This is a genomic window from Kocuria sp. SM24M-10 (assembly GCF_001027955.1).
GTDB classification, from domain to species: domain Bacteria; phylum Actinomycetota; class Actinomycetes; order Actinomycetales; family Micrococcaceae; genus Kocuria; species Kocuria oceani.
The window spans coordinates 1-15,946 of record NZ_LDNX01000080.1 but is presented as its reverse complement, the minus strand read 5'-3'; the positions used below and the strand labels follow the sequence as shown (position 1 = coordinate 15,946).

Here is a 15,946-nt window from a genome sequence, read left to right as displayed (position 1 = left end):
GGGTGCCGTGCAGACACGGCGCCCGCCGGTCCTTCCGCCGTCCGCCGCGACCCGGTCCGTCCTGGGCGCGACCCCGGCCGGCCGGTGTTCCGTGTCCCCTCGCGACGAGCGGTCCCGGTCCGGCCCGGGCCGCCCCGCTAGATTGGGCGGGTGCGCACCCACCGGTCCTCCACCGCCCGCCCCGCTCCGCGACCCCCGGCCGCCCGCCGGGCCGCGGCCCTCTCGCTCGCGCTGGGCACCGGTCTCCTGGCGTCCGGCTGCGCGGCGCTCACCGCCGACGGCGGGCGCGAGAGCGCCGAACGGGTCGCGGCGGCGCTGACCGCGGGCAGCGTCGAGGACCTGGGCTTCGGCGCCGTCGCCGGGCCCTTCGCCCAGCAGCAGTACGAGGAGGCCACCGCCGGGCTGGGCGAGGCCACCGGGTCCGTGGAGGTCACGACGGTGGAGGACACCGGGCAGGAGGACCGGCGGGAGGCCACCCTGGCCTGGTCCTGGGACCTGCCGGACACGGACCGGGACTGGGCGTACGACGCCGTGCTCCCCCTGGTCCGCTCGGCGGGCGGGGAGTGGGTCCCCGAGTGGTCACCCGGCGTGGTGCGGCCGGGGCTGGAGGGCTTCGTCCCCGGGGCCGGCGTGCTGGGGGCCGCCGACCGCGGGGACATCCTCGGCGCGGACGGGGAGACCCTGGTGACGGAGCGCCCGATCCGCCGGGTCGGGATCGACCGGTCGCAGCTCGACGGGGCGGAGCCCGCCGCGGCGGCCCGCCGGCTCGCCGCGGCCGTGGACATCGACGCCGACGCCTACGCCGAGGCCGTCGAGCAGGCCGGGCCCGAGGCGTTCGTCGAGGCCGTCCCGCTGCGGCTGGAGGACTTCCGGGAGCTGGACGCGCAGCAGATGGACGCCGTCCCGGGGCTGCTCGTGGTCGAGGACGAGCTGCCGCTGGCACCCTCCCGCGGTTTCGCCGCCGACCTGCTGGGCGCGGTGGCCCCGGCGACCGCCGAGGACTTCGAGGCCTCCGGCGGCGACCTGGCCACCGGTGCGCTGGTCGGCCGCGGCGGCCTGCAGGAGCAGTTCGACGACCGGCTGGGCGGGACCCCCGGCGTGGTGGTCGAGGAGGTCGTGCCCGGCGCCGACGGCGGGCCGGCCTCTGCCGGCGAGCCGCTGTTCGAGGTCCCCGCGCAGGCCGGCGAACCGGTTGCGGTGAGCCTGGACCGCGGGCTCCAGGCCACCGCCGAGGAACTCCTGACCGGCATCGAGTCCCCGTCCGCGATCGTGGCGGTCCGGCCCTCCACGGGCGAGGTCGTCGCGTCGGCCAACGGCCCGGGGTCGGAGGGCTACTCCACCGCGCTGCTGGGCCAGTACGCGCCCGGGTCCACCTTCAAGGTGGTGACGGCCCTGAGCATGCTCCGCGAGGGGGACACGCCCGGCACCGAGGTGCAGTGCCCGCCCTCGACCACCGCCGCGGGCGTGCAGGTCGACAACGTCGAGTCCTATCCGCCCGAGTTCACCGGCACCATCACGCTCACCGAGGCGATCGCCCACTCCTGCAACACCGCGTTCGTGGACCAGCACGAGCGGGTCAGCCAGGCGGAGCTGGCCGCCGCGGCCGGGTCCCTCGGGATCGGCGCCGAGACGGACCTCGGGCTGCCGGTGTTCACCGGCGCCGTCCCGGCGGAGGAGGAGCCGGCCCAGCACGCCGCCGCGATGTTCGGGCAGGGGCGCACGCTGGTCTCGCCGCTGGCCATGGCCAACCTGAAGGCCTCGGTCGCCGCCGGGGAGCTCGTGACCCCCCGGCTGGTCACCACCGAGGGCCTGCTCGACGACGCCGCCACGACCGGGCCCGGTCCCGCGGAGCCGCTGACCGGCCCGGAGGCGGAGCAGCTGCGCACCATGATGCGAGCCGTCGTCTCCTCCGGGCACCTGGAGGTGCTGCAGGAGCTGGAGCCGGACACCGCGATCGGCAAGACCGGCACCGCCGAGTTCGGCGACGAGGACCCGCCCCGGACCCACTCGTGGGTGATCGCCGAGCACGAGGACCTGGCCGTCGCGGTCTTCGTCGAGGACGGCGGTCTCGGCTCGATCACCGGCGGACCGCTGATGCGCGACTTCCTGGCGGCCGCCTCCGCGGCCCGCACCGGCTGAGGGACCTCGGGGGTGCCGGCCCGCGCCGGCAGGCCCGCGCGTCCAGGGACGACGCATGCGGGGGGCGATGCGTGCCGGGACGACCCGCGGGGCGAGCCCTTCCGGCGCGCGCCCCGCTGGCGGAGGATGGGGGAGGACGTCCCGTCCGCCGCCGCAGACCGCCGACCCTCAGGAGCTCCCCGTGCCCGAGACCGTTCCCACTCCTTCCGCGCGCACCAAGATCGGCGTGGTCGGCGCCGGCTCCGTCGGCTCGTCCCTGGCCTACGCGGCGCTGATCAAGGGCGTCGCCCAGGAGGTCGCCCTCTACGACCTGGCCGGGGACCGGGTCCGTGCCGAGGGCCTGGACCTCGCCCACGGGGCGATGTTCACCCCCAGCTCGCGGGTGACCGGCTCGGACGACGTCGCCGTGCTGGCCGGCTCCGACCTCGTCCTCGTCACCGCCGGCGCCAAGCAGCGGCCGGGCCAGACCCGGATGGAGCTGGCGGGCGCCAACGCGCAGATCCTGGAGACGCTGATGCCGCGGCTGGTGGAGCAGGCGCCCGAGGCCGTGTACGTGCTGGTCACCAATCCCTGCGACGTGCTCACGGTGATCGCGCAGAAGCTCACCGGCCTGCCCCCGGGGCGGGTGATGGCCTCGGGGACCGTGCTGGACACGTCCCGGCTGCGCTGGCTGCTGGCCGAGGAGGGCGGGGTGTCCACCAGGAGCGTGCACGCCACGATCGTCGGCGAGCACGGGGACACCGAGTTCCCGCTGTGGTCGAACGCGAACATCGGGCAGATCCCCCTGCGGGACTGGACGGTGGAGGGACGCCGGCCCTTCACCGAGGAGCGGCTGGACGACATCACCCACCGGACGATCAACGCGGCGTACACGGTGATCCAGGGCAAGGGCGCCACCAACTACGCGATCGGCCTCGCGGCGACCCGGGTGGCCGAGGCCGTGCTGCGCGACGAGCACGCCGTGCTGCCGGTGTCCACGGTCCTGGAGGACTACCGCGGGATCAGCGGGGTCGCCCTGTCGGTGCCCTCGATCGTCGCGCGGCAGGGCGTCGTCGAACGCCTGGTCGTGCCCATGGACGAGCAGGAGCAGGCCATGCTGCAGCGCTCGGCGGAGGCCATCCGGGCGACTCTCGCCTCGATCGGGTACTGACCCGCGCGCGGGCACCGCCCCGGGAACGGCGTCGGGGCCCGTTCCGGCGGAACGGGCCCCGATCGTGCAGTGCGGGTGCTCAGCGCGCGGACATCTCGTCCTGCGCCGCGTGGGTGAGGCGCACGGCCTCGTCGAACTCGCGCTCGACGTCCTCGTCACGCCGGTACGTGGCCTTCGAGACCAGCATGGCGGAGACCAGGGAGACGATGAAGCCGGGGATGATCTCGTAGAGGTCGGCCCACGGGGTCACGGTCCAGACGAACACGGTGACCGCGCCCAGGGCCATGCCGGTGATCGCGCCGAGGTTCGTGAGCTTGCGCCAGAACAGGGACAGGATCACGATCGGCCCGAACGAGGCGCCGAAGCCGGCCCAGGCGAAGGCCACGAGGCCGAGGATCGTGTTGTTCTGCTCCCAGGCCAGGAAGGTGGCCACGACGGCGACGGCGGCCACGCCCGCGCGGCCCAGCCAGACCTGCTTGCGCTCGGACGGGGTCTCCTTGACCGTCAGCTTGTACAGGTCCTCCACCAGGGCGGAGGAGGAGACGATGAGCTGGGAGGAGACCGTGGACATGATCGCGGCCAGCACCGCGGCCAGCACGAATCCGGCGACAACGGGGTGGAAGAAGACCTGGGCGAGGTCCAGGAACACGGACTCGGGGTCGGTGGGGCTCTCGTCGGGGCGGTTGCCGTAGTAGGCCAGGCCCACCAGGGCGGTGGCGATCGCCCCGATGACGCTGAGGACCATCCAGGTCAGCCCGATCCGGCGGCCGGTCTTGGCGTCGGCGGGGGAGCGCATGGCCATGAAGCGGACGATGATGTGCGGCTGGCCGAAGTAGCCCAGGCCCCAGGCCAGGGCCGAGATCACGCCGAGGACCGTGGCTCCGGAGACCATGGAGAGGGCGTCCGGGTTCACCGCGGTGATGTTCTCGGCCATCTGGCCGAAGCCGCCGACGTTGACGATCCCGACGACCGGGACCATGAGCAGGGCGATGAACATGAGGACGCCCTGGGCCACGTCGGTGTACGTGGCGCCCAGGAATCCGCCGAAGAGGGTGTAGGCGATGGTGACGCCCACGACCAGCAGCAGCCCGGCGTGGTAGGTCGAGCCGAAGGAGGACTGGAAGAAGAGCCCGCCGGCGACCATGCCGGAGGAGACGTAGAAGGTGAAGAACACCAGGATGATCAGACCGGAGACGATGCGCAGCATCCGGGTCCCGCCCTTGAGCCGGTTGTCCAGGAAGGACGGGATGGTGATCGAGTTGTGCGAGACCTCGGTGTAGGAGCGCAGCCGGGGCGCGATGAACTTCCAGTTCACCCACGCGCCGAGGATCAGCCCGACGGCGATCCACGCCTCGACCAGGCCCGAGAGGAACACCGCGCCCGGCAGGCCGAGCAGCAGCCAGCCGGACATGTCGGACGCCCCGGCGCTGAGTGCCGCCACGCCGGGCTTGAGGTTGCGCCCGCCGAGCATGTAGTCGTCGAGGTTCTTGGTCCGGCTGTTGGCGTAGAGACCGATCGCGATCATGGCGGCGAAGTAGATGACGATCGCGATCGTCTGGGATATCTCTTGGGTCATGGCGTCCTTTCCGCCCGGCGCCGGCCCGGTGGAGCGCAGCGTCCAGGAGGGTGGGTGGGTCGGAGGTCCCACAGCACTTTACGCGTGCTCCCGGTCACTGACCAGCTACTACGGGTATAGGCAGGCCGCCCCGGAGCCCGCGCCGGGGCGGCTCAGCCGCCGTCGTGGGCCTGCAGGAACTCGTACACCTCGCGCTCGTCCACGCCCGGGAAGGCCCCCTCCGGCAGGGCGGCGAGCACGTGGGAGTGCGCCCGGGTGTTGGGCCACGCGTGGCCGGCCCAGACCCGGCTCAGGTCCTCCGGCGGGCGCCGGCAGCAGGAGGGGTCCGGGCAGGTGGAGACGGTGCGGTGCGGGGTGTCCCGGCCGCGGAACCAGCGGGCGTCGGTGAAGGCCACGCCCACGCCGATCGAGAAGGTGCCCTGGCCGGAGAGCTCCGTGCGGGTGGAGCACCAGTAGGTGCCGGAGGGGGTGTCGGTGTACTGGGCGAAGGCGGTGAACTGGTTGGGCTGGTCGAACACCGTGCGTCCGGACCACTTGCGGCAGGAGATCTGCCCCTCGATGGCGCCGGTGTGGTCGGTGGGGAACGCCAGCCCGTCGTTCTCGTAGGCCTTGTGGATCACCCCGGACGAGTGCACCTTGTGGAAGTGGGTGCGGATGCCCAGGTGGCGGGTCGCGAGGTTCGTGAAGCGGTGGCCCGCCGTCTCGTGCGAGACGGCGAACCGGTCCTTGAGGTCCTCCAGGAAGAGATCGCGGTTCTTCTGCGCCTCGAGCAGGAACGGGACGGTCTGGTCCTCGGGGAGCATGACCGCCGCGGCGAAGTAGTTCGCCTGCACCCGCTGGGCCAGGAACTCGGCGTAGTCCTTCGGGGGCTCGTGGCCCAGGACCTGGTGGCCGACCGCCTGGAGCAGCACCGCGCGGGGGTCGTGGTCCGCCCGCGGGCTCTGCACCAGGTAGATCCGCCGGTTGAGCAGGTCGGTGACCGAGCGGGTGGAGTGGGGCAGGTCGGTGACGTGGTGGATGCTGTAGCCCAGCTTGCCCACCATCTCCGAGATCACCGAGTTGGAGACCGGCCCCGAGGAGTACCCGCCCAGGGTCAGCAGCTGCTTGGCGGCCTGCTCGAGGTCCGGGAAGTAGTTGTCCCGCTCCCGCATCAGCCGGCGCAGCTGCACGTTGGCCCGGCGGGCCTCCTCCGGGGTGGCCGAGTTCTTCTCCAGCGCCTGGGCCAGGCGGTCCTGCAGGGCCACGAGCGCCTCGAGCACCTCCGTGGACAGGGCCGAGCTCACGCGCACCGTCGGCAGGCCCAGCTGCTCGTAGAACGGGGAGCGCTGGGCGCGCTCGAGCCGGATCTCCAGGGCCTCCCGCCGGTTGGCGGGCTCGGCCCCGAGCAGCGCGTCCACGCTGGTGCCGAGGACCTCGGCGAGCCGCTGCAGCAGGCTCAGCCGCGGCTCCCGCCGCCCGTTCTCGATCACGGACAGCTGCGAGGCGGCCGTGCCGGCCCGTCCGGCGAGCTCGGCCAGGGTCAGGCCGCGGTCCTTGCGCAGCGACCGGATGCGCCGGCCGAGGCCGATGAGGTCGGTGGTCCGGGGCTGCTCGTCCGAGGCCGGCTGCTCGTAGCCCCACGCACTGGTCGTCACTTCTTCATGATATGCGAAAAATCCGGAAAGTTCGCGGAGAAATCCGGGTCCATCGGGGTTGATCAGGGCGCACAGTGGTGTGTGTCACCAGGAAGACGCGAACTTCCGGGGACCCACGAATCCCTTCGCACCACCGCCGCACCACCGTGGACCACTCGACGAGGAGCTGACATGTCCTACCCCAACGCCCCCAAGACCGCCGACGAGATCCGCCAGGAGTGGGACGCCGACCCGCGCTGGCAGAACATCACCCGCGAGTACGGCGCGGAGGAGGTCGTCCGCCTGCGCGGCACCGTGCAGGAGGAGCAGACCCTCGCCCGCCGCGGCGCCGAGCAGCTGTGGCAGAAGCTGCACACCGAGGACTTCGTCAACTCGCTGGGCGCCCTGACCGGCAACCAGGCCGTCCAGCAGGTCAAGGCCGGTCTGAAGGCCATCTACCTCTCCGGCTGGCAGGTGGCCGGTGACGCGAACCTCGCGGGCCAGACCTACCCCGACCAGTCGATCTACCCCGCCAACTCCGTCCCGGCGGTCGTGCGGCGGATCAACAACGCGCTGATGCGCGCCGACCAGATCGAGCACTCGGAGGGCATCCGCACCGTCGAGGACTGGCTGGTCCCGATCGTCGCCGACGCCGAGGCCGGCTTCGGCGGCCCGCTCAACGCCTACGAGCTGATGAAGTCGATGATCGCGGCCGGCGCCGCGGGCGTGCACTGGGAGGACCAGCTGGCCTCCGAGAAGAAGTGCGGCCACCTGGGCGGCAAGGTGCTCATCCCCACCCAGCAGCACATCCGCACGCTCAGCGCGGCCCGGCTCGCGGCCGACGTCGCCGACGTCCCCTCGCTGATCATCGCCCGCACCGACGCGGAGGCGGCCACGCTGATCACCTCGGACGTCGACGACCGGGACAAGCCGTTCGTCACCGGTGAGCGCACCGCGGAGGGCTACTACAAGGTGCGCAACGGCCTGGAGGCGTGCATCGCCCGCGGCAACGCCTACGCCCCGTACGCCGACCTGCTGTGGATGGAGACCGGCACCCCGGACCTCGAGCTGGCCAAGCAGTTCGCCGAGGGCATCCACGCGGAGCACCCGGACCAGATGCTGGCCTACAACTGCTCGCCGTCCTTCAACTGGAAGAAGCACCTGGACGACGCCACGATCGCGAAGTTCCAGCGGGAGCTGGGCGCGATGGGCTTCAAGTTCCAGTTCATCACCCTCGCCGGCTTCCACGCGCTGAACTACTCGATGTTCGACCTGGCCCACGGCTACGCCCGCAACCAGATGACGGCCTACGTGGAGCTGCAGGAGCGGGAGTTCGCGGCCGAGGAGCGCGGCTACACCGCCACCCGGCACCAGCGGGAGGTGGGCACCGGCTACTTCGACCTGGTCTCCACCGTGCTCAACCCGCAGTCCTCCACCACGGCGCTGGCCGGCTCCACGGAGACCGCCCAGTTCTGAGCCGACCGCGGGCACGGCGGCCGGGGACCCGGGCGGGTCCCCGGCCGCCCCGCCCGACCTCTTGCCCGACCCTCTTCTCCGCATCTCTTCCCCGACATCTCTTCCAGGACATCTCCCAGGCGAGGAGCCAGCCATGATGACCATGACCAGCGATCCCGTGACGATCAACGGCGTGACCCTCACCGGTCACCACGTGCCCCGGCAGAACAGCGTGCTCAGCCCCGACGCGCTGGGCTTCCTGGCGGCCCTGCACCGCGAGTTCGAGCCGCGCCGCCGCGAGCTGCTGGCCGCCCGCGAGGAGCGGCGCAAGGCGATCGCCCGCGGCACCGACCCCGGGTTCCTGCCCGAGACCGCGAGGATCCGCGAGGACGACTGCTGGCGGGTCCCCCCGCCCCCGCCGGGGCTGGAGGACCGGCGGGTCGAGATCACCGGGCCCACCGAGCGGAAGATGACCATCAACGCCCTGAACTCCGGGGCCCAGGTGTGGCTCGCCGACATGGAGGACGCCAACACCCCGCACTGGACCAACGTGGTCACCAACCAGCTGAACCTCATCGACGCCCTCGAGGGGACCATCGAGTTCACCAACCCGGACGGCAAGCGGTACGCCCTGGAGAACAAGGACCCGCGGGCCAACCCGACGATCGTGGTGCGGCCCCGCGGGTGGCACCTCGAGGAGAAGCACCTGTCCGTGCGCGGCGAGCCCATCGCCGGGGCGCTGGTGGACTTCGGTCTCTACGTCTTCCACAACGCCCGCCGGCTCAAGAAGCTGGGGCTGGGCCCCTACTTCTACCTGCCCAAGACCGAGTCCCACCGCGAGGCGCGGCTGTGGCACGACGTCTTCACCCGGGCCGAGTCCATGCTCGGCGCGGACCACGGCACCATCCGGGCGACCGTCCTGATCGAGACGATCACCGCGGCGTTCGAGATGGAGGAGATCCTGTGGGAGCTGGGCGAGCACGCCGCCGGGCTCAACGCCGGACGCTGGGACTACATCTTCTCGATCATCAAGAACTTCCGCACCCGGGGGCCGCGCTTCATCCTCCCCGACCGCGACGCCGTGACCATGACCCAGCCGTTCATGCGGGCCTACACCGAGCAGCTCGTGCGGGCCTGTCACCGCCGGCAGGCCATGGCGATCGGCGGGATGGCCGCGTTCATCCCGTCCCGCCGCGACGAGGAGGTCAACCGGGCCGCGATCGAGAAGGTGCGGGCCGACAAGACGCGGGAGGCCCAGGACGGCTTCGACGGGTCCTGGGTGGCCCACCCCGACCTCGTGCCCGTGTGCCGGGAGGTCTTCGACGAGGTGCTGGGCGACCGGCCCAACCAGCTCGACCGGCGGCGGGAGGACGTGGTGCCCGACGACAAGGCGCTCCTCGACATCGCCTCGGCCGAGGGGAGGATCACCGAGGCCGGGATCCGCAACAACATCGAGGTCGGGATCCGCTACATCGAGGCCTGGCTGCGCGGCAACGGCGCGGTCGGCATCCACCACCTGATGGAGGACGCCGCGACCGCGGAGATCTCCCGCTCCCAGATCTGGCAGTGGGTGAACTCCCGGGCGATCACGGACCACGGCGAGGAGATCACCCGGGAGTGGGTGCAGGAGCTCGTCGAGGAGGAGTTCGGGCGGATCGAGCGCGCCGAGGGCGACCGCTTCGACGACGCCCGCTCGGTCTTCGAGGAGGTCGCCCTGGGCGAGGACTACCCGGCGTTCCTGACGACCCCGGCCTATGAGCGGTTCCTGGCCGAGCCCGAGGACCCGCACGCCCCGGAGGAGGCCGGTCCCCGGTCCCGGGTCCGCGCCTGAGGCGCCCAGTCCGAGGGGTCCACCACCCACGGCTCGCGCGGCAGGACGTCCTCGGCGAAGACGGCGAGGACGTCCTGTGCCGTGCGCACCGGGCCGGGCAGGCCCAGCGAGGCGGCCATCCACGCCAGCACCTCCTGCGCGCCGTGGCCCGCCGCGGCGAGCTCCGAGAGGGTCACGGCACCGTCGCGCTTGGCCAGCCGCCGGCCTTCCGGCGTGAGCACGAGCGGCACGTGGGCCCACTGCGGCTCGGGCAGACCGAGCACCGCGGCCAGATAGGCCTGCCGCGGGGTCGAGGGCAGCAGGTCGTCGCCGCGCACCACCTGGTCCACGCCCTGGTGGGCGTCGTCGAGGACCACCGCGAGGTTGTAGGCGGGCCGCCCGTCGTTGCGCAGCAGCACGAAGTCGTCGACCAGACCCGTGTACGGGCCGGCCCAGCGGTCCACGACCGTGCGGGAGCGCACGTCCGCGCGCAGCCGCACCGCCGGCGGCCGGTCGCGGCGGCGGCGCGCGCGCTCGGCGTCCCCGAGGTCCCGGCACGTGCCCGGGTAGGCGCCCGGCGCCCCGTGCGGGGCGCTCGCCGCCGCCTGGATCTCCCGGCGCGTGCAGTAGCACTCGTAGGTGCGCCCCGCCGCGGTCAGCTCCGCGACCGCGGCACGGTGGGCGGTCTCGCGCGTGGACTGCAGCAGCGGCGGGCCGTCCCAGTCCAGTCCGAGACGGGCGAGGTCGGCCAGCTGCTGCTCGGCCGCGCCCGGCCGCACCCGGTCGATGTCCTCGATGCGCAGCACGAAGCGCCGCCCGCTCGAGCGGGCCGCGGCCCACGCGATCAGGGCCGTGCGCAGGTTGCCCAGGTGCAGGTCCCCGGAGGGGGACGGCGCGTAGCGGCCGGCGCCTCCGGACGCACCCCCGGAGGAGGAAGTGGTCATGGGTGCCAGGATAGACAGCGCCGGTCGGTACCCTGGCAGGGTGGCCCGCATCAACGAACTCCGCGACGGCGTCTTCGCCGTGAGCACGGACAACTGGAGACTGAACTCCGGTCTCGTGCTCGGGACCCGCCGCGCCCTCGTGGTCGACACCGGGGCCGGCCCCCGCCAGGCCCGGGAGATCCTCGGGGCCGTGCGCTCGCTGACGGACCTGCCCCTCACGGTGGTGAACACCCACGCCCACTACGACCACTTCATGGGCAACGCGGTGTTCCAGCGCGACGGCGCCGAGGAGTTCTGGGCCCACCGCGGCTGCGCCGAGGCGATCCAGGAGCACGGCGACTACCAGCGCTCCTACGTGGGCACCCACGAGCCCGAGATGGCCGCCGCGGACGGCCCGGACACCCGCCTGGTGGTGCCCAACCGGCACCTGCCGGGCACCGGCCGGCGCCCGGCGCTGACCCGGGTGGACCTGGGCGAGCGCGGCGCCGTGCTCTTCTCGCTCGGGCGCGGGCACACCGACAACGACGTGTGCGTGGGCGTGGACGACGTCGTGTTCACCGGGGACGTCGTGGAGCAGGGCTCCGACCCCAGCTTCGACGACTCCTATCCGCGGGGCTGGGCCACCGCCCTGGAGCACCTCGCCGCCCTCGACCGGTACCGGGTCTTCGTCCCCGGCCACGGCCACCCCGTGGAGCGCGGCTTCGTGCTCCAGCTGGCGCAGACCATGCGCACGGCGATCGAGCGGGTGGACGCGAGCGAGGCCGCCGCCGCGCAGCCGGACGGCCTGCGGCCCGTGACGGCCTCGATGTTCCGCCTGCCCTACAACCCCGGTGCGGCGCGCATCCTCCTGGACCGGCTCGAACGGATCAGGGTCGAGGACGCCGCGACCGCGGCGCTTGCAGCCCTGCCAGGGCCGCCGCCGCGAGCAGACTGACCCCCAGGATCGCCGCGCAGCCGGCCATCGCCGCCCAGCCGCCGCCCGGCACCCGCAGCGCGGCCCACAGCGGCAGCAGCCCGGCCGCCAGCGCACCGGCGCCGAGGACGGCCAGCAGCGCGACCAGTCCCCCGCCGGGCGCGGGGCGCTCCACCGGGCCGGTCACGCGCAGCACCAGCCCGCCCAGCGCGGCCCACCCCGCCACGACGAGCAGGGAGGCCACGACGTCGGAGGGCCGGTGCCAGCCATTGAGCAGGGTCGCGATCCCGGTCGCGGTCGTCGCCGCCGCCCCGAGCAGGGCCACGAACGGGCGGGACCTGGCCGGCGCGGCCAGCAGCACCACCGCCACGGCGGCGGCCGCGGCGGCCGTGTGCCCGGAGGGGAAGGAGTTGCCGGCCGCCTCCTGGATGCCCAGGTCCGGCTTCTCCACGAGCACGCGCTTGAGCAGCTGGACCGTGAGGTTGGACAGCACCACCACCGCGGCCCCGGTCAGGGCGGGGGCCAGGCGCCGGGACCGCGCGACGAGCACGGCCAGGCACACGGCGGAGACCACCCCCACCGCCCAGGGGAGGAGGTCGAGCAGCTCCCGGGCCCGGTCCGAGAGACCGGGGAACGCGCCCGTGGCCTGCCGCAGGGCCAGCTCGTCGAGCCACTGGCCGGTCGGGGTGGTCAGCGCCACGACGCCCACCGCCACGGCGCCGCCGAACAGCAGGACGGCGCCGAGCACGTGCGCGAGCGCCTGGAGGACGGTCGGCGCCGGACGGTGGTGGGCGGTCGTGGTCATGGGGCTCCTGGTGGTCGGGCGGGCGGGTGTGCCGGTGCGGCCGGGTCCGCGCCCGCGGAGCCCTCATTGTTCCACGGGCGGATCGGTGCGGCCTGAGCAACCGCGCCTAGGCTGGTGGCCATGACCGAGCCCGCGCCCCTGCCCCCGCTCGACGAGCTGCTCGCCGGCGCGCACGTCGTCGCCCTGCCGATGCGCGTGCGCTTCCGGGGAGTGGAGGTGCGGGAGACAATGCTGCTGCGCGGGCCGGCCGGCTGGGGCGAGTTCGGGCCGTTCCCCGAGTACGGGGACACCGAGGCCGCAGCCTGGCTGCGCGCCGCGGTCGAGGCCGCGTGGCACGGCTTCCCTCCGCCCCGGCGCACCCGGATCCCGGTCAACGCCACGGTGCCGGCCGTCCCGGCGGCCCGGGTGCCCGAGGTGCTGGCCCGCTTCGGGACGGGGGTGCGCGCCGTGAAGGTCAAGGTCGCCGAGCGCGGCCAGGACCTCCACGACGACGCCGCCCGCGTCGCGGCGGTGCGGGCCCGGCTCCCGGACGCGGAGCTGCGGGTGGACGCCAACGGCGGGTGGGACGTGCCCGCAGCGCTCGCGGCGCTGGAGCGGCTGGGGGAGCACGGGCTCGCGTACGCGGAGCAGCCCGTGCCCACCGTGGCCGGCCTGGCCGCGGTGCGGGAGGGGCTCGCCGACCGCGGCGTGCCGGTGCTCGTGGCCGCCGACGAGTCCGTGCGCCGGGCGAGCGATCCCCTGGCGGTGGCCCGGGCCGGGGCGGCGGACCTGCTCGTGGTCAAGGCCGCCCCGCTCGGCGGGGTGCGCCGGGCCCTGGACGTGGTGGCGCAGGCCGGGCTGCCCGTGGTGGTCAGCTCCGCGCTGGACTCCTCGGTGGGCATCCGGGCCGGGCTGGCGCTCGCCGCCGCGCTGCCCGAGCTGCCGTACGCGTGCGGGCTGGGCACGGTCTCGCTCATGCGCGAGGACGTCCTGCGCGAGCCGCTGCGCCCGGTGGACGGGGCGCTCGAGCTGCGGGATGCCGTCCCGGACCCCGGGCTGCTGGCGGCCCGGGCCGTGCCCGCGGACCGGCGCCGGTGGTGGCTGGAGCGGGTGCGCCGGGTGCACGCCGCCGCGTCGCGGCCCCGGGGCGTCACCGCCCGTTAACGTGGGCTTTCCCTCGGCACCCCCCACGCCTCACGCAGCGGTGGTGCAGTGGCGGAGCACCCGTTCCCCGCCCGCGGTCGCCCCGCGGAACCGATCCCCTGGGAGAGCCATGACCGACATCGCCAAGCGCCCCCTCCTTCCCATGCTGGGCCACGCCCGCGGCAAGCGCAGTCCTCTCACCTGCCAGCTGAAGTGCGGCAACGCCTGCGCCGGCCCGGAGTGCAACACCTCCGGCAACGGCTACTTCCGGGACATCGCGAGCGCCGCCCTGTCCCGCCGCTCCGCTCTCGGGCTGGGCGCCGCGGCGGCCGTGACCGTCGGTGTCGTCGGGGCCACCCCCGAGGCGGCCCAGGCCCACGGCCGCGGCAGCTCCGGACTGTCCTTCACCCCGATCACCCCCGTCCCGAACACCGTGGACGACCTGACCGTGCCCGAGGGCTACGACTGGTCCCCGATCATCCGCTGGGGCGACCCGCTGTTCACCGACTCCCCGGAGTTCGACCCGCTGGAGCAGACCCCCGAGGCGCAGGCGAGCCAGTTCGGGTACAACTCGGACTACCTGGACATCCTGCAGGACCGCGGCGGCCGCACCGGCGTGCTGGTGAACAACCACGAGTACACCAACGAGGCGAACATGTTCCCGGCCGACCAGCTCGGGGACCTGGAGCGCGTGGCCCGCGTGGCCATGGCCGCGCACGGGATGTCCGTCGTCGAGATCGCCCGCACCGGACCCGGCCGGCCCTGGTCCTACGTGCGCGGGGGCAGCCGCAACCGGCGCATCACCCTGAGCACCCCCTTCGCGGTGGACGGCCCGGCAGCGGGGTCCGACCTGCTGAAGACCCGGGACGACCCCACCGGCACCGTGGTGCTGGGCACGCAGAACAACTGCGCCGGCGGCACCACCCCGTGGGGCACCGTCCTGTCCGGGGAGGAGAACTTCAACCAGTACTTCAAGGGCAACGGCTCCGCCGAGCAGAAGCGCTACGGGATCTCCACCGACGACCCGAGCCGCCGCTGGCACGAGGTGGACCCCCGCTTCGACTCGACCCTGCCCGGCTACGAGAACGAGCCGCACCGCTTCGGCTGGGTCGTGGAGATCGACCCGCAGGACCCGTCCTCCACCCCGGTCAAGCACACGAGCCTGGGCCGCTTCAAGCACGAGGGGGCCAACGTGCGCGTGGCCGAGGACGGCACCGTGGTCGCCTACTCCGGCGACGACGAGCGCTTCGACTACCTCTACAAGTTCGTCTCCGCCAAGAAGTACGTCGAGGGTGACCGGGCGCACAACATGACCCTGCTCGCCGAGGGCAATCTCTACGTCGCGCAGTTCACCGGGGACACCGCCGCCGAGATCGACGGCTCCGGGCGGCTGCCCTCCGACGGTGCGTTCGACGGCTCCGGGCGGTGGCTGCCGCTGGTCGTGGACGGCGAGTCGGTCGTGGAGGGCATGTCCGTGGAGGAGGTCCTGGTCTTCACCCGCCTCGCCGCGGACAAGGCCGGGGCCACCAAGATGGACCGCCCCGAGGACGTCGAGCCGTCCCCGCTGACCGGCAAGCTCTACGTGGCGCTGACCAACAACACTCAGCGCGGCACCGCCGGGAAGGCCGGCCCGGACGAGGCGAACCCCCGCACCCAGAACCGGGACGGGCACGTCATCGAGCTGACCGAGCGGAACAACCGCGCCGCCGCCCTGGAGTTCGACTGGAACATCCTGCTGGTCGCCGGGGACCCCGCGAAGAACGAGTCGACCTACTTCTCCGGTTACCCGGCGCAGAAGGTCTCCCCGATCTCCTGCCCGGACAACCTCGCCTTCGACTCCGCGGGCAACCTGTGGATCACCACCGACGGCGCCCCGGGCACGATCGGCTACAACGACGGCATGTACAAGGTGGGCCTGACCGGGCGCCAGCGCGGGAACGTGGAGCAGTTCCTCGCCGTCCCCCAGGACGCCGAGTGCTGCGGCCCGGTGGTCCACGACCGCGAGCGGATGGTCTACGTGGCCGTGCAGCACCCGGGGGAGGACGGCTCGTTCGAGGAGCCCCGCTCCTACTTCCCGGACTACGTCGTGCCCACCCGGCAGGGCGACGGGGAGTGGGCGCTCCCGCGCCCCTCCGTCGCCCAGGTCTTCCCCGTGGGCCGCGACGGGGAGCCCGAGTTCCCCGGGGCGATCTCCGACCGGCCCGGCCGGGAGCGCAACGCGGGCCGGCGCCGCAAGAACGGCGAGCGCGGGCCCCGCTACCGCGGCTACAAGGGCAAGGCCACCGCGGAGACCAAGGCCGCGGCCCGGACCGCCGCCCGCTCCTACTGAGCGACCTCCGCACCGGACGGTCCCCGTCCCGCCGCCCGGCGGGACGGGGACCGTCCGGTTCCCGGGACTACCCTGGTCTCCTGTGACCAC

The 15,946-nt window shown here is 73.6% G+C and carries 11 protein-coding genes; 7 read left to right on the top strand and 4 right to left on the bottom strand.

Features of this window, described 5'->3' with window-relative positions; translation table 11 throughout:
• Nucleotides 1–150: 150 nt before the first annotated feature.
• On the top strand, nt 151–2,139 hold the full coding sequence (locus tag ABL57_RS09435) for a penicillin-binding transpeptidase domain-containing protein (protein WP_053004866.1): 1,989 nt from the start codon (nt 151–153) through the stop codon (nt 2,137–2,139).
• 181 nt (nt 2,140–2,320) lie between these two features.
• A complete protein-coding gene (locus ABL57_RS09430; protein WP_047803212.1) occupies nt 2,321–3,289 on the top strand; it encodes an L-lactate dehydrogenase in 969 nt (322 codons plus the stop codon).
• Nucleotides 3,290–3,368: 79 nt separating this feature from the next.
• Here the strand turns inward: ABL57_RS09430 and putP are convergent, their stop codons facing one another.
• Both putP and ABL57_RS09420 read right to left on the bottom strand, forming a co-directional pair.
• A complete protein-coding gene (gene putP, locus ABL57_RS09425) occupies nt 3,369–4,865 on the bottom strand; it encodes a sodium/proline symporter PutP (RefSeq protein ID WP_047803211.1) in 1,497 nt (498 codons plus the stop codon).
• 152 nt (nt 4,866–5,017) lie between these two features.
• On the bottom strand, nt 5,018–6,499 hold the full coding sequence (locus tag ABL57_RS09420; RefSeq protein WP_082157340.1) for a helix-turn-helix domain-containing protein: 1,482 nt from the start codon (nt 6,497–6,499) through the stop codon (nt 5,018–5,020).
• Nucleotides 6,500–6,670: 171 nt separating this feature from the next.
• Here ABL57_RS09420 and aceA point away from each other — a divergent pair, with 171 nt between their 5' ends.
• The gene (gene aceA, locus ABL57_RS09415; protein ID WP_047803209.1) at nt 6,671–7,954 is read left to right on the top strand and encodes an isocitrate lyase; all 1,284 of its coding nucleotides are present in this window, start codon (nt 6,671–6,673) and stop codon (nt 7,952–7,954) included.
• Nucleotides 7,955–8,090: 136 nt separating this feature from the next.
• Nucleotides 8,091–9,764 (top strand): malate synthase A, encoded by a 1,674-nt coding sequence (aceB, locus tag ABL57_RS09410; RefSeq protein ID WP_047803214.1) that lies wholly within the window; start codon nt 8,091–8,093, stop codon nt 9,762–9,764.
• Here aceB and gluQRS read toward each other — a convergent pair.
• Nucleotides 9,686–10,687, bottom strand: coding sequence for a tRNA glutamyl-Q(34) synthetase GluQRS (gene gluQRS / locus ABL57_RS09405; protein ID WP_047803213.1), 1,002 nt, complete (start codon nt 10,685–10,687; stop codon nt 9,686–9,688). The genes aceB and gluQRS overlap by 79 nt on opposite strands.
• A gap of 40 nt (nt 10,688–10,727) precedes the next feature.
• Here gluQRS and ABL57_RS09400 point away from each other — a divergent pair, with 40 nt between their 5' ends.
• Nucleotides 10,728–11,621, top strand: coding sequence for an MBL fold metallo-hydrolase (locus ABL57_RS09400; protein ID WP_047803208.1), 894 nt, complete (start codon nt 10,728–10,730; stop codon nt 11,619–11,621).
• On the opposite strand, the gene ABL57_RS09395 is transcribed toward ABL57_RS09400, so the two are convergent.
• Nucleotides 11,554–12,405, bottom strand: a complete 852-nt coding sequence (locus tag ABL57_RS09395; protein WP_047803207.1) for a phosphatase PAP2 family protein — start codon at nt 12,403–12,405, stop codon at nt 11,554–11,556. The genes ABL57_RS09400 and ABL57_RS09395 overlap by 68 nt on opposite strands.
• Before the next feature lie 120 nt (nt 12,406–12,525).
• Here ABL57_RS09395 and ABL57_RS09390 point away from each other — a divergent pair, with 120 nt between their 5' ends.
• Both ABL57_RS09390 and ABL57_RS09385 read left to right on the top strand, forming a co-directional pair.
• Entirely contained in the window at nt 12,526–13,548 is a 1,023-nt protein-coding gene (locus ABL57_RS09390; protein WP_047803206.1) for an o-succinylbenzoate synthase, read from the top strand.
• Between the two features lie 109 nt (nt 13,549–13,657).
• Nucleotides 13,658–15,856, top strand: a complete 2,199-nt coding sequence (locus ABL57_RS09385) for a PhoX family phosphatase (protein WP_047803205.1) — start codon at nt 13,658–13,660, stop codon at nt 15,854–15,856.
• The last annotated feature ends 90 nt before the right edge of the window (nt 15,857–15,946 follow it).